The following is a 23,792-nucleotide window of genomic DNA, read 5'->3' as shown; positions in this document are numbered from 1 at the left end:
CTTTTGCCAGTCTGCAAACATCGCGTCTAAGTCGTATTTAAAAGACTTGAAGTGTTCTTCACGGATTTTATGAATTTCATCTAAAATTTCGTCTTGTAAAATGATTCAATCTCCTAATAGTTCGTAGGGAGTTCAAATTACGGGTAACTGATATCCAAAATCAAAGCTAATCTCTGCAAGTTTTCTTTGAATTTGAGCATTTGCAATATGCTTACAGTTCCACGTTAGCAAGTAATCCAGGCTGTGAAAGGTTGCTGCTGCAATATGAACCGCATCGTCAGATGCTTTGGGAGGAAGATTGCTTCGTCTGAGAAATTGCGCCACCAGATTTTGTACAGCTTGATTAAGTTCTACTAATGGCATCCTGTTAAGAAGTTCTAGACGATTAGCTGCAATTTCAGAGTCTCCCCGCGACACCTCATCTATGACAACTTGTGAAATGTAAAGTGTAAAGGTACTTCTGCGAGATTCTCACCACTCTTTTGTGACTTCTATGTTTGCTGCCAGAACTAGATTTATGGTTGGTCTAGCTGTCAGGAAAAACGTGCCTTATTTACTAATAAAAACTAACTAAATTGTCAAAATAGTCTAGATAATTGCAAAAATTAAAAAATAGATAAACAAATTAAATTAATTATTTACTAAATCGTAAATTAGTTTATTTTTCAGGAAATAAATCTTGATTCAGCTAAAATTAGCTGAATATCTAGGAATAAATAAGTAAACTTATGACTCAAAATAAGTGAAACTCTCAGTTTCATTATTCACAAGTTAGTTTAAGCTAATGATCAAACTCTCTCTAAATAGTTATTATCCGTTGCTGCCAGAAACTGTTTATTTTTAATTCCGCATTTGATCCACTTTTCTTTACCTAACAGATTTACTGTTATCTGCCTCATGAGTGCAAAATTTTGTGGAGCATTATCTTTTCTAATCCGACAGTCATCTTCTTTTAAAGCTACATCCAATAACGGCAGTCGCTACAACGGGGGGAACCCCCGCAACGCGCTGCCTCCCCAATGTAATGAATTTTCTATTCCCCAGTGATGGCGAACAGAGTTAGTAAATTGTTTGGCATCATCTTCAAGACTACAGAAAATATTATCTCTTTACCTGATACACCTGCAGAATGTAGGTTATATGTAAATTTCTTAACTAATTTCTGGATTCAGTAATATTCTTATTGTATGTAAATGTATAGTTAATTCTCCAGTCTTATGTCTAACCAAAAATCAAACACTAACCCACAACCCAATAAAAAATCTAATGAAACCTCAGCGCCCCGCAAGAAACCTCTGAACAATGGTAAGCCTAATAAAACCGAACCCTGATTATCAATAATTATTGATTACAAATAATGCCTCAACAGTAGAGACGTAATTACTAATTACGTCTCTAAATTAATGTCTATTTATTCTTCACCTGACTTTTGGCTTGTTCTAATGCAATTTCTTTAATGGCTTGGTAAGAATTGACATTTGCAGTTCCTTCAATCGCCTTAACTGCTAAATCTTGTACTTGTTTCAGTGCAGAGTCTAGTTGTTTCGAGAGATTTTGAATACGTGTTTCTTGATTGGTGATAGTTTGTTCTAGAGATTGTAATCTTTGTTCATAAAAACGCTTTTGTCCTTCGACTTCTTTGCCATATAAATCAGCTTTTACTTTAGCTTGGTAATGAGCAATTCCTTTACCTTCTTCTGTAGCTTTTTTGATAGCTGCTTCTTTCTCTTTCGGAAATGCTTCTACCTTTGCTTTTGCTTCTTCAAATTGCTTTTCGCGTTCCGCAATTTGTTTTTCCTTTTCAGACAATTGCTTTTCTGTTTCTTGCTGAAATTCTTCTAACTGTTTATATAAAGTTTTTTGAGCTTGTTCATATTCATCAGAGCTTAACTTACGTTGCAATTCCAAATCATATTTATACTCGGCTGTATCCCGCTGTCTGGTTTTATTTAAATTATCATTGCGTTCTTTAATTGATTGCTTATATTCATCCTGTTCTTTTTGCCAAGCAATGCGTTGCTCAAGTATTTCTTGTGATAATACTTCATAACGCTGATTATATTCTTCTTGATATGCCTTAGAATTATCTTCATAGGCTGTAATCAAAGTGTCTAAGGTATCCTCAGCAATTTCTAAATTATGTAGTTGCTTTAAGGCGGTAATTTCTGTTTCTACAGATTGTCTAATTTCTCCTAATTTAGAAGCTTGGGTGGTTAACTGTTCTGATAACTCATTTGCCGCACTACCAAAACCCAATTGAATTTTAGCTAAACTTTCAATTGTATAATTCATCTTTTGTTGGATAGTTGTAGGCTGAGTCATAGTTGTATTTTGCTCTAATTTTGGCTTTTCTACGTTGGCATTTTGATTTGCTTTTAAGGCTTGATTTAGTTGAGTTTTTAGCCCTGATGTTTCTTTTGTTAACTCTTCATAAGCTTGCAGAATTTCAGCTTTAGTATTCTTATCTGTGAGTTTCTTACTAGCCATATTTAACCTCCAATGATTATCAATAATTCAGATAAGAATTATCTATTTAGTCGCCGAATTACCAAAAGCTCTCATTGCTAAATCTTGCGCTTGCTTCAGAGTGGCTTGTAATTGTGTGGAAATACTTTCAATTTGTTCGACTTGCTTGGTAATTGTCTGTTCTAAGCTTTGGATTTTGAGTTCATAGCTTTGCTTAGTAGATTCCCATTCTTTCTCAAATAAATCAGCCTCTATTTTGGCTTTTTGACTAGTTTCTTTAATTGCTTCTTCTCGCGCCTTTTTCACTGCTTCTTCCAACTCAGTGGGGAAGGCTGCTACTTTTTGCTGATATTCTTTAAATAAAGCTTGATTACTAGAGAAAACTTTCTCCCGTTCAGTCCAGTTTTTTTCTTTTTCTTGTGTCTTTTCTTGGATATCTCTTTCTAAGTGACGTTTCTTGGCTTCATAAGCATCTGTGTTAAGCTTACGAGTAGTTTCTAATTTATATTGATATTCTTCTTGTTCTTGTTGACGTTCTTTGTTGGTAGTATCACTGTATGCTGTGACAGCTTCTTCATACTCTGATTGTTCTTTTTGCCATTCTTTGCGCTTGATAGCAATTTCTTTTTCAATAGCTTCTTTTTTACTGGTAGTATCTTGTTCTAAAGTTTTTAACTTTTCTTGATGTTCTTGTGTGAGGATATCTAATGTATCTGCGACAATTCTAATTCTTTGCAGTTCTTGAAGGTTTTGAGTAGCAATTTCTATCGCTCGGTTGAGTTCATCTAGTTTGGAGTTTTCTTTAGCCAGTTTTTCTGATAGGGAGGTGACAATGCTACCAAATTCTAGTTGTAAATCTGCTAAACCTTTAACAATGCTATCAACTGTATATGTAGAAGCCGCAGTTAAAATTTCTTGGTTTTTGGCTTTTTCAGCTTCTTCTTGTTTAGTTGCAATTTTTGATTCTAATTTTTTTTTGTTCAGCTAAAATCTGTTGAAATGCTTGCATAAGTTGCTGTTTACTGTCTTTAACTGCAACTGAAGTCATACTCAAACTCCCTTAATTAGCAATGAATTGATTGGGTAGCAAACCATACCAATAGCTACCCTATGCAGACATCAGAGTAACCTTTAAAACAGTGATTTTTGTTCAGTACAAATACTGGAATGAAGAAATACTGAAAATCCAGTACGATGTTGATTAATCGTACTGCTTTGTTGTTGGTATGGCTTCTACGAGAAGCTTTATAGTAATTTTGTACTAACAAATATACTCAAACTCATTCACCCTTGTCAAGAGAGAATGATGGTTGACGTGAAAAGCTTGTTTTTGGGAGATGTGGCAGTGTAGAATCACCTAGTCTGCAACTTAAAGCAGATAACAGCAAACTACATAACACCTGAGTGTGAAGTTTGACAACAAGTTTTTTGCTAATATGCAACAAATGTGCTTTATAATGTTTGTAGACATGACTGTTATATATGTTACTTTTTGCAAAGTAATTTGCTCAGGTGCGACAGTAAATGCACCGAGAGATTAGATAATTGACTCGTTTCTCATATTGATACAAGCACAGGGCAGACTTTTGTGATATCAATGTACACCAGTGAATCGACCAAGTATTCTGCCAGAGCAGATATCGGACACACAAGTCAGATTCTAGTGGTAGAAGATGAAGAGTTAATCCAAGAGATGCTATCTGTAGCACTGGAGGAGGAAGGCTATGGGGTCGTGACAGCGCCAGATGGAAGGGTTGCGATCGAGTATCTCAAAAGTTATGAACCCAACTCCGGTGAGTTTCCTTTTGATTTGGTGATTCTTGACTTGATGTTGCCGCAAATCAATGGTTTAGATATTTGTCGCTTACTGCGCCATCAAGGCAATCCAGTGCCGATTTTGATGTTGAGTGCTAAGGGTAGTGAAACTGATCGCGTGTTGGGTTTAGAAGTTGGCGCAGATGACTATCTCACCAAACCATTTAGTATGCGGGAATTAGTGGCTCGCTGTCGCGCACTGCTGCGTCGTCAACGTTTAAGCACTTTACCGCAATTACCAGTTCTGAAATACAAAGACGTTACCTTAAACCCCCAAGAATGTCGGGTACTAGTGCGGGGTCAAGAAGTCAATCTTTCCCCGAAAGAATTCCGGTTGTTGGAATTGTTTATGAGTTATGCGCGGCGAGTTTGGTCGCGGGAGCAGTTGTTAGATCAGGTTTGGGGGCCAGATTTTGTTGGGGATAGCAAGACTGTGGATGTTCACATTCGCTGGTTGCGTGAGAAGTTAGAGTTAGACCCTAGCCACCCCGAATATATTGTGACTGTGAGAGGATTTGGCTATCGTTTCGGATAATTGGTGAAGATAGTTGTTAGTTTTTATTAATCACGACGCAACTAGCAACTGGGACTCACAATGTTCTTATTGGGATTAATTCTAGGTTTGGCGGTAGGTATTGGGTTTTGGATTTGGCAACAGATTCAATTAAACCGTTACTTGGGGAGAGTTCTTCAACCCTACTCTAGTTCTAAGGATGTTGCTCTACCGCTATTACCTCGTTTGCGTCAGGAAATCAAGACATTACAGCATCAGCGCCAAGATTTACAGCAATCCCTACAAACTTATCAAGACCTATTGGATTTTGCACCGATAGGATATTTGCAAGTAGATGAAGAAAATCAATTGCTGTGGTGCAACGAACAAGCGCGAGAAATTTTATATCTGCAACGATGGCAACCAGGACAGGTGCGCTTGTTGTTAGAATTGGTGCGGTCGTATGAATTAGATCGGTTGGTTGAGCAAACACGCGATCGCCAAAAACCCCAAACCAAAGAGTGGTTATTTCATCCCTCATCCGACAATCCAGCCGAATTACCTACCATCAAGTCTATGACCTTACGCGCCTCTGGTTTGCCCTTACCCAATGGTCAAGTAGGCGTATTTTTAGAAAATCGTCAACCACTTTTGGACGTAAATCAACAACGCGATCGCTCATTTTCCGATTTAGCACACGAACTCAGAACACCATTAACTTCTATTCGGCTGGTTGCAGAAACCTTACAACATCGCTTAGAACCACCTTTAAATCGCTGGGTTGACCGCCTGATGCAAGAAGTTGACCGACTGATTAGCTTGGTACAAGGCTGGTTAGAACTGACGCAAATCGAAGCTAACCCCAAAATGCAATTGCATTTGGAACCAGTGGAAATGCGATCGCTCATTACATCTGTTTGGGAAACATTAGAACCCTTAGCACAAAGACAACACCTTTCCCTGCACTATTCTGGGCCGGAAGATATTTGGGTAAAAGCTGATCAAGCCAGGATTTATCAAGTTTTTCTCAATTTGCTTGACAATAGTATTAAATACAGTTCTCCTAGCACCAACATTCAAGTAGAAGCAAAAATTAAATTTTCTGAAGATAATCATCAAAATAATTCGATATCTCCCTTGTTAGAAATAAATTTAATTGATGCTGGGACAGGTTTTTCCGAAGCAGATTTACCGCATATTTTTGAGCGATTTTATCGCGGAGATCAAGCCAGAACTCATTCCCCTTTACAAGATAATTCCATTGGTTCAATTGTTGGGAATGGTTTGGGTTTAGCGATCGTCCGGCAAATTCTCTTAGCACATGGTGGTTCCATTAAAGCCATGAACCATCCCCAAACAGGTGGGGCTTGGATGCAGCTAACCCTCCCTGAAGTTGTGGCGAACTCTCAAAGCCAAGACTATAGTTAATAGTATCTTCACTTTTGAGAATACAAGTGTGGAAGCTGTCGTTTATAATCCCAACCCTGACAGTTCTCAGTTGGCGCGTGCCATCAGGCGCTTAGAACGAGATGTTTTACGTATGGGGGCTTTGGTAGAACAATCATTTCGCCTCAGCCACCAAGCGTTATTTGCTCGTAACCTCACAGCTGCTGAAGAACTTCCTCAATTAGATAAAAAAAATTGACCGTTTTTATAGACAAATAGAATCAGACTGTACAGCTATCATGACCCAAGCACCAACAGAGCAAGATTTGCGCTGTTTGAGTGCTTTTATGCAATTAGTCCGAGATTTAGAACGTATAGGAGATTATGCCAAAGATTTAGGCAAAATCGCAGTTAAACTTTTCCCTTATACACCTCATACATCTTTACCAGAAATTGAAATCATGTCACACCATGCCCAAGCGATGTTAGCAACTAGCTTGGTAGCTTTGGCCGATTTAGATGAAGCTGGCGGACGGGGAATTAAGCACTTAGATGATGCTGTAGATAATGCTTACGATCGCCTTTATCAAACTTTAGCTCAACAACGGGATATTCCGGGAGTGGTAGAGCCAATTATTTTGTTGGCACTGGCAATTCGTTGTCTAGAACGGATGGCAGATCACGCTACTAATATTGGTCAGAGAGTAGCATATATTGTCACTGGTCAACGTGGTTAATAACAATCGATGAGAAATTTTTCCCAATTATTGAATTGATGATTTAGCAAATCTTTTGTTACTAAATACAACATAAAAAAATGGAGAATTGGAAATTTAGATATGCCAATTCTCCATTTTTTTAGCTGAGAAATCAAGAGATCCTCGACTTCTTTGAGAAGTCGAGGATCTGAACTTGCTAGTATTTTGAATTACCAAAAAGTTAAAACTTGCTTAACTGAGTTAGATTTCACTGAATTTTTACCTATTCTTAACCTTGGGTGATTAAAGTATCGGAAATCACAGGAACTATCGCTTTACTGATATAAATGAGTATCAAGCGTCGAGATTTATTGCTATTAATGGGAGGTAGCGCAAGTGCATTGGCACTGGCTAATCTCACAAGTTGCGGTCAAAAGACAACGACGCAAAGAAACACATCATCAGTAGGAGAATCGGCATTTTCGTTTAAACCCATCAAAGGGCCGATTCCTTTAGAAACGGCAGACTTCAATCGAGAACAACAAGTCCAATATAGTAGTTATGAAGTCGTAGATGACTTGGTACTGCCAGAAGGGTTTGGATATCAAGTCATTGCTGCTTGGGGTGATCAAGTCGGGGATTCGCGGTTTGGTTACAACAACGATTATTTATCGTTTATCTCCACCACAGAAAATGCTGGCTATCTGGCAGTGAACTTTGAGTATATCAGTGCGATTCCTTGGATGGAAACCTATCAGCAAGTCATTGGTCAATCATTACCGTTTGCTGAGGTGAAAACAGCTTTAAACAGCCCAAATTCAGTAAAAACTGCCATTAACGCATATAATTTGCCAGATAATGACCCAGTAAAATCTCAAATTGCCGAAATTTGTCAAGCAGCCTTAATCGACCAAGGGTTAGGTGTCATTTCCCTGCAAAAAACAGCCAATGGCAAGTGGGAAAGAACCAATTCCCCAGCAGATAGACGCATTAGTGGAATTTCGGGCTTAAAAGATAATCGCTATTTAAAAGCTACAGGCCCAGCCGTGGCAATATTTCGCAAGCAAACAGGTCAGGGGTATATAGATAAACTGGGCGATCGCATCATTGGTACTTTTGCCAACTGTGCAGGGGGAACAACACCTTGGGGTACAGTGCTGAGTGCCGAAGAAAACTTCCAAGCCCAAGTACCTGAACCAGTTTATGCTGATGGTACAGCTTTTGACCCTGGGACATTGCCCTTTGCTTTGGGTGATGAAGAATTATTCGGACAAGGAAATGTGTTTGGTTTAGCCGGTAATAAATATGGTTGGATTGTGGAAATTGACCCCGCTAACCCCCAAGATTACGGGACGAAACACACTTGGTTAGGACGTTATCGCCATGAAGCTGTCGGTGTGTGGGTAGAAGCAGGTAAACCACTAGCCTTTTATTCAGGATGCGATCGCCGTGGTGGACATATATATAAATTTGTCAGCCGTGATCAAGTCAAAAATCCCCAAGACAAGGCAAATTCACGGCTATTACAACAGGGAATGCTGTACGCCGCCAAATTCAACGCCGATGGTACTGGTATCTGGATACCCCTAAAAGCCGAGACTCCTGTAAATCCAGATGTGCCGAGTCAGATTGCTGGTAATATCATTTTGTTGCCACTCGGAACCAAAGCTGAAACAACCGAACCCACTGCGGGTTATTTTGCAGTCACCAAAGATGAAGCGATCGCCCAGTACAAACAAAAGTATCAAAAACTCGCAGACCTTTACACAGGCAACTCCGAAGAAAAGCAAGGCGCAATTTTAATTGATGCACATTACGCAGCCAATGCCGCAGGTGCTACCTGCACAGCGCGTCCAGAAGATACAGAAATTGCCCCCAACGGCGATTTATACATCAGTTTTACTTCTGGTGCGCCAGACAAACAAGGTGGTTCCGACGTGCGAGTGTTTAAAAGTCCCCAAGGTGAAACAGGTTATGAATACGGCTGGGTGATGCGCTTAACTGAAGATAACAAAGACCCCGCCGCTATGAGTTTTCGTTGGCAAATGTTAGCCACAGGTGGAGAACCAGCCGCAGGTGGGATGGGTTTTGCCAATCCAGATAACTTATTACTAGACCGTCAAGGTAATGTCTGGATGGTGACAGATATTTCCACCACCAAACTCAATAACGCCGTGAACAACCGCAACACAGAACCCGGAAAATCTGTGAGTTTATCTGGGTTGTTTGGCAATAATTCTATGTGGTTTATCCCTACTAGTGGTGGAGATGCAGGCAAAGCATTTTTATTTGCAATGGGGCCAATGGAATGTGAAACTACAGGCCCTTGTTTCACAAATGATCAAACAACTATGTTTTTATCTATACAACATCCAGGTGAAACAAATGGGACAAGAAAAAACCAAGCAATGGAAACCAGACAATTTGTAGTTACCTCTACCACGGGTGAAGAATTTTTGCAAACTCGTCAAGTTCCCATTGGTTCTAATTGGCCTGACAAAACACCAAATGCACCACCAAAACCTGCGGTTATCTCTATCACAAAAACGACAATATCTACTAACAAAACATATCAAAATATTCAATTAGCCACATAATCAAACATTTATTATTTAGCTAGAAATTATTATAAATTTATCAAGCAAATAGCTGTTAGAAATTAACCTCAATAATTTTGCTGCGATCGCCTTGTAAAAAATCAAAACTTTCACCAGATACCATAAAATTTATAATGACATCTACTAGTTTGACACCAACATTATCCACGGCATCTGTTAGTGAACAATTATCACTAAAAATCTTTGCCCGCAAAGAAATTATTCCCCTAAGAAACGAGGTCATCTGGCGCATCGAACGTGGTGCAGTTCGTACCCTCACTTGGGCTGAGGATGGAACCTTCATCACTTTAGGTTATTGGGGGCCAGGAGATTTGATTGGCTCTCCCCTATCGAAAGTCAAACCCTACCAAATTGAATGTCTAACCAGTGTCGAAGTAAGTATTGTACCTGCTTATCTCTGGCATCAAGATATAGCAGGTTTATTTGCTCATATTCAACAATCAGAAGAGCTTTTAAGCATTGTCCATCTCAAGCCCATTTCCCTGCGTTTATGGAAATTTTTGGTTTGGCTGAGTGACAAATTTGGACGGAATGTTGAACAAGATCGAGTTATCGACATCAACATCACCCATCAAGAAATTGCCGAAGTTTTAAACACCACTAGGGTGACAATTACCAGACTATTACAACAATTTGAAGAAGAAGGGGTATTGTTAAGATACAAGCGGCGGATTATTTTGCGTTTACCAAATAAATTTACTACCCAAACTATAGTTAAAAACAATGTTTATTAACTTGTGTTGGTTGCATCCCTTCTGATATATTGATGCCTGTAATTATTAGTGAATACCCTGAAAAAAAGCAGCAATTGTAGCCAAAATACAGCCATATATTGCACTAGTGGGTGTGAGTGAGAGTTAAGATAATGAGCAAAATTTTTTGGAATGTACTAAAAGTTAGTCCAGCAGTTTTAGCTGCGTCTTTATTAGCAGCTAACAGCGCCTTAGCTGGAGAAGCTAACGAGCAGATTACAACTGTTGCACAATTAACCCAACAAAATGACAGTATGGGTCAAGTAACATCCGTATCCCAGTTTTCGGATGTACAACCAACAGATTGGGCATTCCAAGCGTTACAGTCTTTAGTAGAACGTTACGGTTGTATTGCAGGTTATCCCAACGGTACATATCGGGGTAACCGGGCTTTAACTCGTTATGAGTTTGCGGCTGGTTTGAATGCTTGTTTAGACAGGGTTAACGAACTAATTGCGACAGCTACAGCCGATTTAGTTACCAAAGAAGACTTAGCCACATTACAACGTTTACAAGAAGAGTTTTCTGCGGAATTGGCAACTCTGCGTGGTCGAGTAGATGCGCTAGAAGCTCGCACTGCTGAATTAGAAGCAAACCAATTTTCTACTACCACCAAGTTAGTTGGTGAAGCAGTTTTTGACGCAACTCAAGTTTTTGGTGACAACCAAGCAGTACCCAATCCTCAGACACCAACACGGGATTTAACTTCTAACACTACTTTTGACTACCGGGTACGTTTAAACTTATTAAGCAGCTTCACAGGCACAGATCAACTGCAAGTCCGGTTACAATCTGGGAATAACGTCAATGCTACACCCAATGTAACTGGTACAAATCAAACCCGCCTGGCTTTTGTAGACAATACTTCTAACCAAGTTCAAGTTGATAAACTTAACTACGCTTTCAATTTGAGCGATTATATTCGGGTAAAAGTTGATGCCAACACTGCTGAGTTGTGGGAGAACGTCAACGTTTTCAACCCAGACTTTAGAAGCAGTGGTACAGGTGCAATTTCACGTTACGGACGTTTCAGCCCGATTTATCGTCTAGGTTCTGGTGGTGCTGGTTTAACAGTTACTCTCAACCCTAAAGGTGCTATTAGCTTGACCGGAGCTTATTTAGCATCTAAAGCCAGTAACCCCGATGCAGGTTTTGGCTTGTTCAACGGCGACTATGCAGCTTTTGGACAACTAGAATTTAAACCCAGTAAAGCCTTTAATATTGGTTTCGCTTACGCCCATACTTATGACGGTGCCAGAAATGGTGGAACTAACAACGTTAATTTCACAGGAAATACTGGTAGTTTCAATGCGATCGCTCCCTTTGGTACTGGTGTTGCTACCACAGGTAATCACTACGGTATACAGGCGAGCTTTCAGCCTAGTTCTAAATTAACCATTGGTGGTTGGGCTGGCTACTCCAATGCTGTAGCCGAAACTGGCCCAAATAGAGGTAGAGATGCAGAAGTTGTCTACTGGGCTGGAACCTTAGCCCTCAAAGATTTTGGTAAAGAAGGTAACGTACTAGGTGTTGTATTTGGTCAGCAGCCAACAGTTACGGATACTCCTGTTGCTAATCGTAGAGATGGAGACACAGCTTATCATTTGGAAGGTCTCTACAAAATCAAAGTTAGCAACAACATTCAAGTGACTCCTGGCTTGTTGGTGATTTTCAATCCTGAAAATAACGATCGAAACGATACCATCTATGTCGGTACACTCCGCACAACTTTCACTTTCTAAAATCACACCTACGTGATATAATAAAAACAAGATTTATGGGTATTTTCCCTTAAAAAATAATAAGGGAAATACCCATAAACTTTGACGGTATGGTGTGAGTGAAAGCAAACAAAATCATGAGAAATTCTTTCTGGAATGTATTAAAAGTTAGTCCAGCAATTTTGGCTGCGTCTTTATTAGCAGCTAACAGCGCCTTAGCTGGAGAAGCTAACGAGCAGATTACAACTGTTGCACAATTAACCCAACAAAATGACAGTATGGGTCAAGTAACATCCGTATCCCAGTTTTCGGATGTACAACCAACAGATTGGGCATTCCAAGCGTTACAGTCTTTAGTAGAACGTTACGGTTGTATTGCAGGTTATCCCAACGGTACATATCGGGGTAACCGGGCTTTAACTCGTTATGAGTTTGCGGCTGGTTTGAATGCTTGTTTAGACAGGGTTAACGAACTAATTGCGACAGCTACAGCCGATTTAGTTACCAAAGAAGATTTAGCCACATTACAGCGTTTACAAGAAGAATTTTCTGCGGAATTGGCAACTCTACGTGGTCGGGTAGATGCGCTAGAAGCTCGCACTGCTGAGTTAGAAGCAAACCAATTCTCTACTACTACCAAGTTGGTTGGGGAAGCAATCTTTACCATAGCTGCACCGTTTGGTGATGATCGCGCTGATACAGACACAGATTCCAGCAACAATGCCGATCTAAATGAAAACGTGATCTTTGCTGACCGGGTGCGGTTGAACTTGTATACCAGCTTCACAGGTTCAGATAGATTGCAAACTCGTTTACAAGCTCGAAATGTTACCCCATTTGGTACTTCTGTTACAGGAACCAACATGACTCGCTTAGGCCATGATGGTGACAACGGTAACAGCGTTGAAATTGATAAACTTAACTATGAATTCAACCTGGGAAGTGATGCAGTGCGAGTCAAGGTTGATGCGTTTGGCGCACAATTATGGGATAACGTCAATGTCTTCAACCCAGATTTAAGAAGCAGTGGTACAGGTGCAATTTCACGCTTTGGACGTTTCAGCCAAATTTATCGTGCGTCATCTCCTGGTGGCGCTGGTTTGACTGTGACAGTCAACCCCAAAGGCCCTATTAGCCTCACAGGTGCGTATCTTGCGCCCAACGCTAGTGACCCCTCTCAAGGTAATGGTCTGTTCAACGGATCTAATGCCTACTTTGGTCAAATAGACTTTAAACCAAGCAAACAGATCAACGTTGGTTTTGCCTACTCTCGCACTTATCAAAATGATGGTGCTGATATTGATGTCAACTTGTTTGGTAGCCAAGGTAGTTCTCTTTCCAACAGACCTTTTGGTAATATTGGTACCACAGCTAATAACTACAGTTTCATGGCTAACTTCCGCCCTACTGACAACATTGGTGTTGGTGGTTGGGTAGGCTACACAGATGCGGAAGCTGTACAGGGTACAACCTCTGGCAGTGCAGATATTTGGTATTGGGCTGCTAATTTATCTATCAAAGATCTGGGTAGAGAAGGTAACACCTTGGGCATCATTTTTGGTCAACCACCCAAAGTTACTGACCTAAATTTTGGTACTAGAGCAAATACCGACAGAGACACTTCTTATCATTTAGAAGGTCTTTATAAAATCAAAGTCAGCGATAACATCTTAGTGACTCCTGGCTTGTTGGTTATCTTCAACCCAGAACATAACGACAATAACGATACTATCTACGTAGGTACATTGCGTACCACCTTCTCTTTCTAGATTTCAGTTTTGGATGAGATGAATAAAACCCCACCTTTAGGTGGGGTTTTATTTAATGTGAGTTCGACTACTGATTATGCCTAAATCTAGACTATCGTTAAGCTTCAGAAAGAATTATATTAAACGAAGTACGAATATCCTCTAGTGGTTTTGCCAATAAAAGACTCCATTCCACACCAAATAGAGGTTGAGCCTGTTTTCCCATTAGCCATCCTCTGGTAATTGCATCCATATATTTTGTTGAAACCTCAATATTGTAAATAGTAGCTTTAACAAGATTCTTAGCTAATAAACCCAACCAAAAACGTGAAAATTGTAGTTGGGCAACATAGAAAGCTTCTAATTGAATTTCTCCGAAAATATCTGTTTTGCAATCAGTGACAATATGCCAAATGTCATGTGTCTCTGTGAGATGCGCTCCTAAAAATTGATAATCATCCTCTACTTTTCCTGCTGCTAAAGGTTTCAAATTATTTTTGAGCAGATGATTAGCGTAAGCATATCCCAAGGTATTAGTTGGTAAACGATAGAGTGTTTCTAAATCCACATTATCCAATCTGGGACGTTGCTCAAATGCTTGCTGTCCTTGAGGAGTAGTACGAAGAAATTCTACTAATTTTTGTAAACTTTGCTCATCTCCAACGGCATTTGCAAGTTTACCAAGACTATCAAAGTCACCATCAGGTGCTTTTATCATATTTATAATGCTTGATAGTGCTTGATCGTGCCATGTTTTCTCTAGTTCTTCTATAGCACTCATGGTTAATAACCTTTGTCTGATTTCCGCTTTTTAGTGTGACATAAAGAAAACAACGTGGGAAGGCGGCGCTTGATATCAAATTTCACTCCACATAATGGGCCTGTTATAAATATTTATCAGAAATATTTCAGGTTATTTGTATATTAATTAGTGCCAGTAAAATTACTGTTTAATTCTAGGTTAAGAATTAGACCTATTTTCCCACGACGAACAAAAATTAGTAAGGAAGATATAGAGTGAAACGCCAGTTTCCAAAATACTACAGACTACTTATCTTATTTGTCTGTACAGTGTTTATTGCCTTTACAGGTCAAGTAGCCCTTGCCCAATATAATTATCGTTGGGGCAATCAACACAGACAGCAAGTAGAAATGATTGTTGGCGGTGATTTTGTTGTCACCATGAATGATGCACAACCCGTAATTAAAAATGGAGCGGTAGCCATCAACAACGGCAAAATTGTTGCCGTAGATACACAAGATAAAATTTTGGCAGCTTACAGAGCCTCTAAGAGATTACCAGGTGAAGGTAAAGTACTGATGCCAGGACTGGTAAACGGTCACTCTCATACCGCAATGGTTTTGTTTCGCGGTTTAGCGGATGATTTAAGCTTACAAGATTGGCTACAAAATTATATATTTCCCGCAGAAGGACAGTTCGTTAACGAAAATTTCATCCGTGTTGGCGAGACACTGGCTTGTTGGGAAATGATTAGTGGTGGTACTACGACGTTTGTTGATATGTACTTCAAACCGGATGTTGCAGCTAGAGTAGTTGAGAGATGTGGACTGCGGGCTGTAATTGCACCTTCATCTATAGATTTCCCTAGCCCTGGTTTTCGTGGTTGGGATGATGCGTTTGCTGCGGCTGTGGATTTCGTGAAACGCTGGAAAGGACGTAACCCACGAATTATCCCTGCCCTCGCTCCCCACGCCCCTTATACTGTCTCGCCAGAACATCTAACACAGGCTATACAGGCAGCACGTCAATATGATGTGCCTTTGACTATTCATTTGGCAGAGACACAAACCGAAGTCCAAGACATCCAACAACGCTATAATGCCACCCCAGTACAACATCTAGAAAATCTCAGTTTTCTGGAATCGCGCGTTTTTGCTGCCCATGTAGTCTGGCCTAATGAAAGTGAAATTGAGCTGATGGCAAAACGCGGTGTTGGCGTGATTCATAATCCTGACTCTAATTTGAAGTTGGCTTCTGGCTTTGCACCAGTTCCAGCAATGGTGCAGGCGGGAATTCAGGTTGGGCTGGGTACGGATGGTGCTGCATCCAATAATGATTTGGATATGTGGGAAGCAATTCGTCTTACTGCCCTTATCCATAAAGGCAAAACCCTTGACCCCACTACTTTACCTGCCAAGACAGTTTTACGGATGGCAACCTTGGGAGGTGCAGAAGCTCTTGGTTTGGCAGATAAAATTGGTGCAATTAAGGTAGGGCTTCAAGCAGATTTAATTCAAGTAGACCTCACATCTGCACACTTGACTCCTCTTTACGATGTTATTTCCCATCTCGTTTATGCAGCGAAAGCCCAAGATGTTGATACTGTGATTGTAGATGGTCAGGTTCTGATGTCTGAGCGTAGGGTATTCACAGTTAATACTGAGCAAATTCGGCGTGAAGCGATCAGAATTGGTGAGCAAATTCAAGCCGAGTTACGACCATCGAATTAACTACTGTTATTACTAAACAGAATTGTTCCTTATCATTTGAAAACCCATATCTTTGTATATTGATTCGGTGGTGTGGGTTTTTTAATTGGTAAATCAAGATGGCGTGTTCGCCTGATATCGAACACGCCTCTAACTATAAACAAACTGCTGAAAATAGCTTTTTATCTTACTGGCAATATTCGTCCACGAATTTGACTTAGGTTTTTTACGTTCTTTATAGTGACAAATCAGAGTTAAGCACGATTTTCACAAATTAAAATTATCTTCTGGTTTGACTAAATCTGATGGCGGTCTGTCGCTACTCCAAGCCCACCATACACAACCACAATGGCATTGATAAAACTCTTGCCATTTGCGGCGATGTTCTTCTGAGAATACAGGCGATCGCCGATTGATCCAAACCTGTAATGCTTCTAAACTACTAGAACGGCAGGTAGGACAGCAAAATTCATAGGCGTGAACTGCCTTAGATGTCCATTCAGGTGGGATGGGAGCAAAAGCGTCCATGTAATTTAAAATTTAATCTCAGTAGGCAGCATATCAGCCCGAATTAATATATATCTGTTTATCGGGTATTTTGCTAAATTCGTCTGTTTTTTTACAACTCTTAATTTGTCTAAAGTCACCTTAAGCCCCGACGAATGGAATTCGCGGCTATGAAAACAAAGTCCGCCTGCGCGGACTAATAGAAAATTAAGAGGTGATTCTAAGCATTATTTTGCCTGTATTTCTTACAAAAATCACAAAAATGGAACAGAATGCTGAAATTCGCCGATTATTAGATGTGATGCCGGCTTCTGGGAGAATGACAATTAAAATCGTCAGTAAACCAGAACAGGCACAGGTAATTGATGCTACTTTTCCCTTACCTTGGCAACAGTATAGACCGATATGTATTAATTTTGATTTGTGGGGACGTTTAACCAAGCCACAACGGGATTTATTGCTGTTGCAGAAAGTGAGTTGGTTGAGTGGGGTGAGATGGTTTAAACCGGATATTTATCAAGGTGTAGTGCTGCTGGGATTGTTGGCAGGATTAATTGAATCCTCACAGTCGGATGCTGTGGGTGTGGGTGTGGCTGTGGGATTAAGTGCGATCGCAGCTTTCCGCATTTGGCGCAGCAATAAATCATCAGAATCAGAGTTAAATGCAGATAAAGCAGCTATTAAAATCGCCCAACGTCGGGGTTATTCAGAAACAGAAGCGGCTCAATTTTTACTATCTGCTATTGAAGCAATGGCAAAAATAGAAAAACGTTCTGGGTTAAATTTTACCGAGTTAATTCGTTGTCAAAATTTGCGAGCGATCGCTGGTTTATCACCTGTGGGTATTCCTGAAACTTACAATTAAAAAAATTCACAAAGAAATTTAGCTCTTTCTCTGACTAATTTTTTGTTGGCATCACTGACTGTCATGATTCAGAAATGATTTTGGCATTGAGCAAAGTAAAAATTCTATCAAGTTCTAATATACCAGCCAATTCAGCATCTTCCTCTGAAGTTAGCAATCCGGCTTTTTTCTTCTCGGACAACTCTTCGAGTCGAGACTGTAATTCTTCAGCGAATTTAAATAAATATACGTTTCTAATTTGACTGAGTTTGATTCCAGATTCTACCCAGAATGAGGGTTGAACCATCATTTGAGTAATCATAAGCTGTGTGTCTCGTTTAATTGAGTGAATTGGTCGTATTGTAACAGTGACTTGCCAGCTTTGCTTGAGTTTGTATGGTATTTTAGTTGACTATTCACAATGATAAATCTTGTATTCATAGCCGTTGACTGCTGGTAAAGATTTAGTTTCAGCAATACATTTTTCGGTTTCTGCTGCTATGGGTGCATGGAAATTTACTAACCACAAATCAAAAGGTTTTGGTAAGGTTTTTAAAATATTATTGAGGGTGTTTGTAGATTTATTTGGGTCTTGGTCTTGATGAGCAAGAATAAACTGTAGTGATGGTGAGGGTTGATTTTGAATTTTCCATTCTCTGGCAACACCCATCATTTCACCTATTTGGACATGAGTAATTTGAGTAGTGGCAATTACTGCCGGAACTTGAGATGTTTGTCTGATGAGTTGTAAAAATAAATCAGGACGATAGTATTTTTGATATCCCAAATTACAAATTACAGTGACGGCACTACAAAACCCCATTAGCCAAATTATAGCTAGGGCTTGTTGACCTGTGATTTTATAATTGTTGTGCTGAGTTTGCCAACGAACTGCTAAACTGGCTCCGAGTAAAAGTATGACAGCCGGAAAGTAAACAAAGTTATAACGTGCGCCTCTAGTTAAATCAATTCCCAGGAAATAAGTGAAGACAAAAAATAAAGCGATCGCAGCTAAAATAATTCCCCAAATCACCTGAGTTTCTGGTTGTTGTAATTGCACTTTGATGCCCCGAATCAATATTGGTAAAAACCAAATAAAGAAAATCAACATTACTAAACCAGAAATTAAAATAATTGCTAGTTGTGGGGATTCAATTGGTAATAAAAATAGCATTGTCACCCAAGCAGCAAAGGCTTGAAAGAATGGGTTTAGCCATTCAAATCCTTGACGCGGTTGTTGTATCCAATCGGTTAATTTATCACCATAGTTATTCTCTAAAAATATGGGTAGCCAAACTATGCCTGAAACAGCAGTCCCAGCAGCAACCGCATAAATTCGCCGCCAAGGTGGAGAGATAAAATTACGTTGTCGCCAACCGAGGAAAAGTAATACTAAAGCTTCACTACCAAGGGTAAGAACAAAAAAGTAATGTGTCGCAATTCCGAAAGCGTTAATTACTACCCAAGCTAGTGCTGTAGTGATGGGTAACGGTGTCCGATTTTGAATGTGGCGTGTAGCGATAATGAAGCAAGCCAAAGATGCAATTACCCACAAAATTGCTAAAGTGTAATGACGTGCTTCTTGTGCCAAAAAAATTGCGTAGGGTGATACCGCCATAATGGCAGCAGCGATATGTGCAATCAAGCGAGAGCGAAAAGTTAGCCATCCTAAACCATAAATAGCGGGAATAGATATCGCACCAAAGATTGCGGCGAGCGATCGCGCCCCCCATAATGAAACTAGACCTTGTTGTGTGGGAAATAACTGCATCCACCAATGAGCCAAGAAAAAATATAGTGGCGGATGATTAGTTTCGTGGCTCAAGTGCGTCCAAACATCTTGGATAGTATCACTTGCTTGGGGTTGCAATGGTTGTAATAAAATATCAGGTGCGATCGCTTGGTCTAAGGGTACTGGTAAAAAACTATTCCCCAAGCTAAACACTAAAGTCGAAAATTCATCAGTCCAAGGTGGCTTGGCTGTTAAATTAGTTAACCGCAAACCCAGACCGATAATCAACCACAGCAGTAACAGCAAAGGATGAAACCAGCGACTATTAGTCACAAAATGCCAATGTCCCGACATGGTTTGTGGGGTAACGCGGCGGTTAGCAAAGGTAGATAACAACAGGATCGCATTTTGATAAAACTTCGATGCACTCCAAAACAAAACTTTCATAGCCGCGCCATTTACAAGTCAACTCTTTGCTATTTTGACTTGATTTGTAAATTTAAGTTCATTTAGGGTCATCCAAAAAAGAAATCAATAACACTTATATCCCCCTTGTCTTCCTTGTCTCCCGTGTCCCCCTTGCCTTTTTTATCTCCCTTCCCCTCAAACAACGAACTCCCTCATTTCACATCAGTTACGCGCCAACTCAGTTTTAAATTCACCCAAAAATTCCAGATAGTCGCAACTGCGATCGCAATCAAATTAGCAATATAACGATTGGGAATCACAAAATTAAACACTAAATTTAACACCAAAACATTGATTAACAACCCCGCCAAGCACACCAAATTAAATTTCAAAAACCTCTTTGCACGATGATGCCATTCTTGCTGCTGCATCGCCACATCGGCAAATGTCCAAGCATCATTCCACAAAAAATTGTTGAAAATGGCAATTTCACCCGCAATGATTTTACTGCGTGTCAACGGTAAAGCTAAGGTCGATGGGTCACTCAGTAAATAAAGTATTGCCATATCTACAAATACACCACTTAGCCCTACCAAGCCAAAGCGGAGAAATCGACCAATAGGAAAAGAAAATTTTTGTCCCACTTGTGTTGTAGTCAGCCGTAAACGCAATAAGTGATGCAAGTATTCTACATATTGCTTCCAGGTAACTTTGCTTTCACCTTGTTTGCGCTCACAGAATACATAACCCACCTCCGCGATTTCTGCTACATTTCCCCTAGCAATTACTTCTAAGAGAATTTTGTAGCCTACGGGATTAAGTGTCACCCCTGCAATACAACGGCGACGCACCATAAAATAACCACTCATCGGGTCAGAAACTCTCCCTAATACCCCTGGTAAGAAAATCAAACCCAAAACTTGAGCGCCACGAGATAAAAAACGTCTTACCGCACTCCAACGGCTTACCCCACCACCGTCTATATGACGACTAGCAACAGCCAAGTCTGCACCTTGTTCAATACTGCGTAACAACTGTGCCAATACTTCTGGCGGATGTTGCAAATCCCCATCAATCACTCCTAACACACTTCCCCTCGCAACTTGCCAACCCCGAATAACTGCTGAAGATAATCCCCGTTCTTGTTGGCGACGCATCACCCGCAAATTGGGATATTCTGCCATCATTGATTGCGCGACTTCCCAAGTGCGATCGGGACTATCATCATCTACCACAATTAACTCATAATCATCGGGAATCACTTCCTCTAGCAGTTCACTCAGTACTTTGACGAGCCTAACGATGTTTTCACGTTCTTTATAAGTAGGAATGATCAGCGAAAAATAAATTTTTGTTTTATCTGTTATGAGCTGGGGAGGTGGAAATTCTGAAATCTGCAAACCGCCAGATGGCACTGATAATAATGTATTGCTTGGGCTGTTTCTCATAAAGCTAAATTTCGGAGGGGAAGAGAAAATCAGAATGCTAACCTATTTTATGTTTCTTTACATAATTTATTTATCCCCAAGTTTACCCATAACAGGAAATTAGCTCAACTCCCTGCCGGAGAGGAAACCCTTTGACAAGCTCAAAACATCGCCAGGAACAGGCAACAGGATAAGTTTGTTTGTTCCCTCTTTCCACCGATGGGTTTGAGTTTCTCACCTTGGATGGTAGTAAGTTGCAAAGGGGCGCTGAAATTTCCTGTCATAAGCACTTCTTGCCCCCTGCGATTTTAATGATGAGTTTGTTGCCGAACATCATATAAGTCAGATCACTTATAAAACAAATGCACCTAACAAGTAGGTGCAATAATTAGGTAATTACAGAATTAGTACTACTATGTAAAAATAAGTAGGTAATAACTCAGGAGCTAATAGAGTTTATCTGAATCACGAATAAATCGTTTCCGTATAACTACTGAATTTTCTATTAAAAAACATCAAATATTTTTTAATAAGTATTTTTACGATTAGCAAATTTTCTTAAGTAATAAATCTTAGATTTATAATGTATAAATGAAAATTCCTAGACAAAGCCCTATATCTTCGCTAGATAAGAGCAGTAAAGAAGAATTCAGGAGCGATGCCGCCAACGATACACGGAGTCTGCCGAAATGTTGTACCGAATTACCCTACTGAATTCTGACTTCTGACCCCTGAATTTTGTTTTGATAAAAGTTATAGGATTAAAAAACAGCCAGGGTTTACTAAAAACAATACATTTTTAGTTATTAATTGTGATCAACACTTCTGTTACAAACATTCTTGAGCGTGCCTTAATGGGATACGATTTATCTCCTCAAGAGGGAGTATTGTTGTTAAGGCAGACTGAACAAGAAGCGATCGCGGCAATTCGTCACACAGCTGATCGACTCCGCTACAATCAGGTAGGCGACACTATTACTTACGTAATTAACCGTAATATTAATTTTACTAACATTTGCGAACAGCATTGTAGTTTTTGTGCTTTCCGCCGAGATAGCGATGATGTTGGTGCGTATTGGTTAGACTGGGGGCAAATTTTAGAAAAGTCCCAAGATGCAGTTCGGCGGGGGGCAACGGAAATTTGTATGCAGGGCGGATTAAACCCCCAAGCACAGATTGACGGGAAATCTTTACCTTATTACCTGAAGTTAGTTGAAACTATTAAACAGGAATTTCCTCAAATTCACTTACACGCCTTTTCGCCCCAAGAGGTGCAGTTTATCGCCAGAAATGACGGGCTAGATTATGCAACGGTGATCGCAGCTTTGCGGGATGCTGGTGTTGGTTCCATGCCAGGAACGGCGGCTGAGGTGTTGGATGATGAAGTGCGAAAAGTATTGTGTCCTGAGAAAATTAACACAGCGACTTGGTTAGAAATTATCTCCACAGCCCATAAATTAGGTTTACCTACCACCAGTACCATGTTATCGGGGCATATCGAAACCCCAGAACAACAAATTGGGCATTTAGAAAAATTGCGATCGCTCCAACAAACAGCCATTAATCAAGGCTATGCAGCACGTATTACAGAATTTATTTTATTACCCTTTGTGGGTCAAGAAGCGCCAAAATCTTTACGCCGTCGGGTAGGACGTGATCAACCAGTTTTAGCGGATGCTTTACTTTTAGGTGCAGTCGCGCGAATTTACTTAGGTAATTGGATTCCTAACCATCAACCCAGTTGGGTAAAGTTAGGGTTAACTGGGGCAACAGAAGCGTTAGTTTGGGGTTGTAACGATATTGGTGGCACATTGATGGAAGAACACATCACCACAATGGCTGGTGCTGTGGGTGGTACTTGTATGGAAGTGGACACCTTACAAACTGCGATCGCATCTTTAGGAAGACCTTACCAACAAAGAGATACTTTGTATCAAAAAGTGTGAAGAAGAATTCAGAAGTCAGGAGTCAGGAGTCAGAATTCATACGGAATCTGGAATACTCACCTCTTTGATAAAATTTGTTGCTGATTGTAGCCTTCATGCTTCTCATGATCCCCTAGATACCATTCCAAGATAGGATGGACGATGATTTATGTGTAGTTTCAAATAATGCTTATGAAACGCTATTGGTCGCGTCTGCTTGCTTTGGTTTTAGTTTTAGCTATTGGCTTAATCGGTTGTTCTAGCCCTGATAGCTTAACAGGGGATTATCGCCAAGACACATTGACTGTAGTGAGTACCCTAAGAAAAGCCCTAGAAGTAACTGACGATTCACCGGATAAAGCAGAACTTCAAGCAGATGCGCGGCAAAAAATTAACGATTTCTCAGCCCGCTATCAACGCGCTGGTTCAATTTCTGGTTTAAGTTCTTTTACAACCATGCGTACCGCCCTTAACTCTCTAGCGGGACACTACAGTTCTTACCCAAACCGTCCAGTTCCGCAAAAACTGAAAAGTCGTCTAGAACAGGAGTTTCAGCAAGTAGAGTCTGCACTGAAGCGTGGTGCTTAACTATTCCTTTAGTTATATTTTTTCAGATTCAAGAGTCCAGAGTTATGACTTTGGACTCTTGATTTATTTATTTTGACAAAGTTATATCTGTTAGGGCTTACGCACAAAGATTATCGGTTGAGACTAGGTGTAAGAGGGTAAGGGTATAGGGGTGTAAGGGTTGTTAATACCTAAACCCTAGTTACTGAGTGCAGTCGAAGTACACCCCTATAC

The 23,792-nt window shown here is 40.1% G+C and carries 17 protein-coding genes and 3 pseudogenes; 11 read left to right on the top strand and 9 right to left on the bottom strand.

All coding sequences use genetic code 11. The features are described from left to right. Positions 1 to 132: 132 nt before the first annotated feature. The 4 genes and pseudogenes from ACX27_RS05620 to ACX27_RS05605 form a co-directional block, all read right to left on the bottom strand. Positions 133 to 417, bottom strand: coding sequence for a type II toxin-antitoxin system VapC family toxin (locus ACX27_RS05620; RefSeq protein ID WP_235526513.1), 285 nt, complete (start codon positions 415 to 417; stop codon positions 133 to 135). 371 nt (positions 418 to 788) lie between these two features. Next, positions 789 to 1,091: pseudogene (locus ACX27_RS33390) on the bottom strand (transposase); the annotation flags it as partial. 316 nt (positions 1,092 to 1,407) lie between these two features. Beyond that, a complete protein-coding gene (locus tag ACX27_RS05610) occupies positions 1,408 to 2,487 on the bottom strand; it encodes a coiled-coil domain-containing protein (protein WP_062289506.1) in 1,080 nt (359 codons plus the stop codon). Between the two features lie 42 nt (positions 2,488 to 2,529). Then, a pseudogene (locus ACX27_RS05605) lies at positions 2,530 to 3,514 on the bottom strand (hypothetical protein). Between the two features lie 549 nt (positions 3,515 to 4,063). Between ACX27_RS05605 and ACX27_RS05600 the strand changes: the two are divergent. The 7 genes and pseudogenes from ACX27_RS05600 (at position 4,064) to ACX27_RS05570 (ending at position 13,718) form a co-directional block, all read left to right on the top strand. Continuing rightward, positions 4,064 to 4,816 carry a winged helix-turn-helix domain-containing protein gene (locus ACX27_RS05600; RefSeq protein WP_062289504.1) on the top strand — a complete coding sequence of 251 codons (753 nt, stop codon included), beginning with the start codon at positions 4,064 to 4,066 and terminating at the stop codon, positions 4,814 to 4,816. Between the two features lie 60 nt (positions 4,817 to 4,876). Continuing rightward, positions 4,877 to 6,202, top strand: coding sequence for a sensor histidine kinase (locus ACX27_RS05595; protein ID WP_062289502.1), 1,326 nt, complete (start codon positions 4,877 to 4,879; stop codon positions 6,200 to 6,202). A gap of 28 nt (positions 6,203 to 6,230) precedes the next feature. Then, positions 6,231 to 6,897 (top strand): annotated as a pseudogene (phoU, locus tag ACX27_RS05590) (phosphate signaling complex protein PhoU). 308 nt (positions 6,898 to 7,205) lie between these two features. Next, positions 7,206 to 9,455: a PhoX family protein gene (locus ACX27_RS05585; RefSeq protein ID WP_062289500.1), complete on the top strand. Its 2,250-nt coding sequence runs from the start codon at positions 7,206 to 7,208 to the stop codon at positions 9,453 to 9,455. A gap of 134 nt (positions 9,456 to 9,589) precedes the next feature. Continuing rightward, positions 9,590 to 10,210, top strand: a complete 621-nt coding sequence (locus ACX27_RS05580; RefSeq protein ID WP_062289498.1) for a Crp/Fnr family transcriptional regulator — start codon at positions 9,590 to 9,592, stop codon at positions 10,208 to 10,210. Between the two features lie 131 nt (positions 10,211 to 10,341). Then, positions 10,342 to 11,970 carry an iron uptake porin gene (locus ACX27_RS05575; RefSeq protein ID WP_062289495.1) on the top strand — a complete coding sequence of 543 codons (1,629 nt, stop codon included), beginning with the start codon at positions 10,342 to 10,344 and terminating at the stop codon, positions 11,968 to 11,970. Positions 11,971 to 12,086: 116 nt separating this feature from the next. Beyond that, positions 12,087 to 13,718: an iron uptake porin gene (locus tag ACX27_RS05570; protein WP_062289492.1), complete on the top strand. Its 1,632-nt coding sequence runs from the start codon at positions 12,087 to 12,089 to the stop codon at positions 13,716 to 13,718. Positions 13,719 to 13,815: 97 nt separating this feature from the next. Here the strand turns inward: ACX27_RS05570 and ACX27_RS05565 are convergent, their stop codons facing one another. Further along, positions 13,816 to 14,478, bottom strand: coding sequence for a Coq4 family protein (locus ACX27_RS05565; protein WP_062289490.1), 663 nt, complete (start codon positions 14,476 to 14,478; stop codon positions 13,816 to 13,818). A gap of 236 nt (positions 14,479 to 14,714) precedes the next feature. Between ACX27_RS05565 and ACX27_RS05560 the strand changes: the two genes are divergently transcribed. Further along, a complete protein-coding gene (locus ACX27_RS05560; RefSeq protein WP_235526512.1) occupies positions 14,715 to 16,169 on the top strand; it encodes an amidohydrolase in 1,455 nt (484 codons plus the stop codon). 246 nt (positions 16,170 to 16,415) lie between these two features. Here the strand turns inward: ACX27_RS05560 and ACX27_RS05555 are convergent, their stop codons facing one another. Next, positions 16,416 to 16,676, bottom strand: coding sequence for a hypothetical protein (locus ACX27_RS05555; protein WP_062289484.1), 261 nt, complete (start codon positions 16,674 to 16,676; stop codon positions 16,416 to 16,418). Between the two features lie 241 nt (positions 16,677 to 16,917). Here ACX27_RS05555 and ACX27_RS05550 point away from each other — a divergent pair, with 241 nt between their 5' ends. Next, on the top strand, positions 16,918 to 17,520 hold the full coding sequence (locus ACX27_RS05550; protein WP_062289481.1) for a DUF3318 domain-containing protein: 603 nt from the start codon (positions 16,918 to 16,920) through the stop codon (positions 17,518 to 17,520). A 61-nt stretch (positions 17,521 to 17,581) separates the two neighbouring features. On the opposite strand, the gene ACX27_RS05545 is transcribed toward ACX27_RS05550, so the two are convergent. From ACX27_RS05545 to ACX27_RS05535, 3 genes are all read right to left on the bottom strand, one after another. Beyond that, positions 17,582 to 17,821, bottom strand: a complete 240-nt coding sequence (locus tag ACX27_RS05545) for a hypothetical protein (protein WP_062289478.1) — start codon at positions 17,819 to 17,821, stop codon at positions 17,582 to 17,584. Between the two features lie 90 nt (positions 17,822 to 17,911). After that, on the bottom strand, positions 17,912 to 19,585 hold the full coding sequence (locus ACX27_RS05540; RefSeq protein ID WP_062298168.1) for a glycosyltransferase family 39 protein: 1,674 nt from the start codon (positions 19,583 to 19,585) through the stop codon (positions 17,912 to 17,914). 266 nt (positions 19,586 to 19,851) lie between these two features. Then, positions 19,852 to 21,087, bottom strand: a complete 1,236-nt coding sequence (locus ACX27_RS05535) for a glycosyltransferase (protein ID WP_062289477.1) — start codon at positions 21,085 to 21,087, stop codon at positions 19,852 to 19,854. A gap of 791 nt (positions 21,088 to 21,878) precedes the next feature. On the opposite strand from ACX27_RS05535, the gene cofH reads away from it, so the two are divergent. Together cofH and psb27 are read left to right on the top strand one after the other, a co-directional pair. Then, the gene (gene cofH, locus ACX27_RS05530; RefSeq protein WP_062289474.1) at positions 21,879 to 23,012 is read left to right on the top strand and encodes a 7,8-didemethyl-8-hydroxy-5-deazariboflavin synthase subunit CofH; all 1,134 of its coding nucleotides are present in this window, start codon (positions 21,879 to 21,881) and stop codon (positions 23,010 to 23,012) included. 171 nt (positions 23,013 to 23,183) lie between these two features. Next, the gene (psb27, locus tag ACX27_RS05525) at positions 23,184 to 23,579 is read left to right on the top strand and encodes a photosystem II protein Psb27 (RefSeq protein WP_062289471.1); all 396 of its coding nucleotides are present in this window, start codon (positions 23,184 to 23,186) and stop codon (positions 23,577 to 23,579) included. The last annotated feature ends 213 nt before the right edge of the window (positions 23,580 to 23,792 follow it).

The organism is Nostoc piscinale CENA21 (genome assembly GCF_001298445.1).
Lineage (GTDB): Bacteria > Cyanobacteriota > Cyanobacteriia > Cyanobacteriales > Nostocaceae > Nostoc_B > Nostoc_B piscinale_A.
Note: the sequence above shows the minus strand (reverse complement) of the source record. Positions and strands in the feature narration are given on the sequence as shown.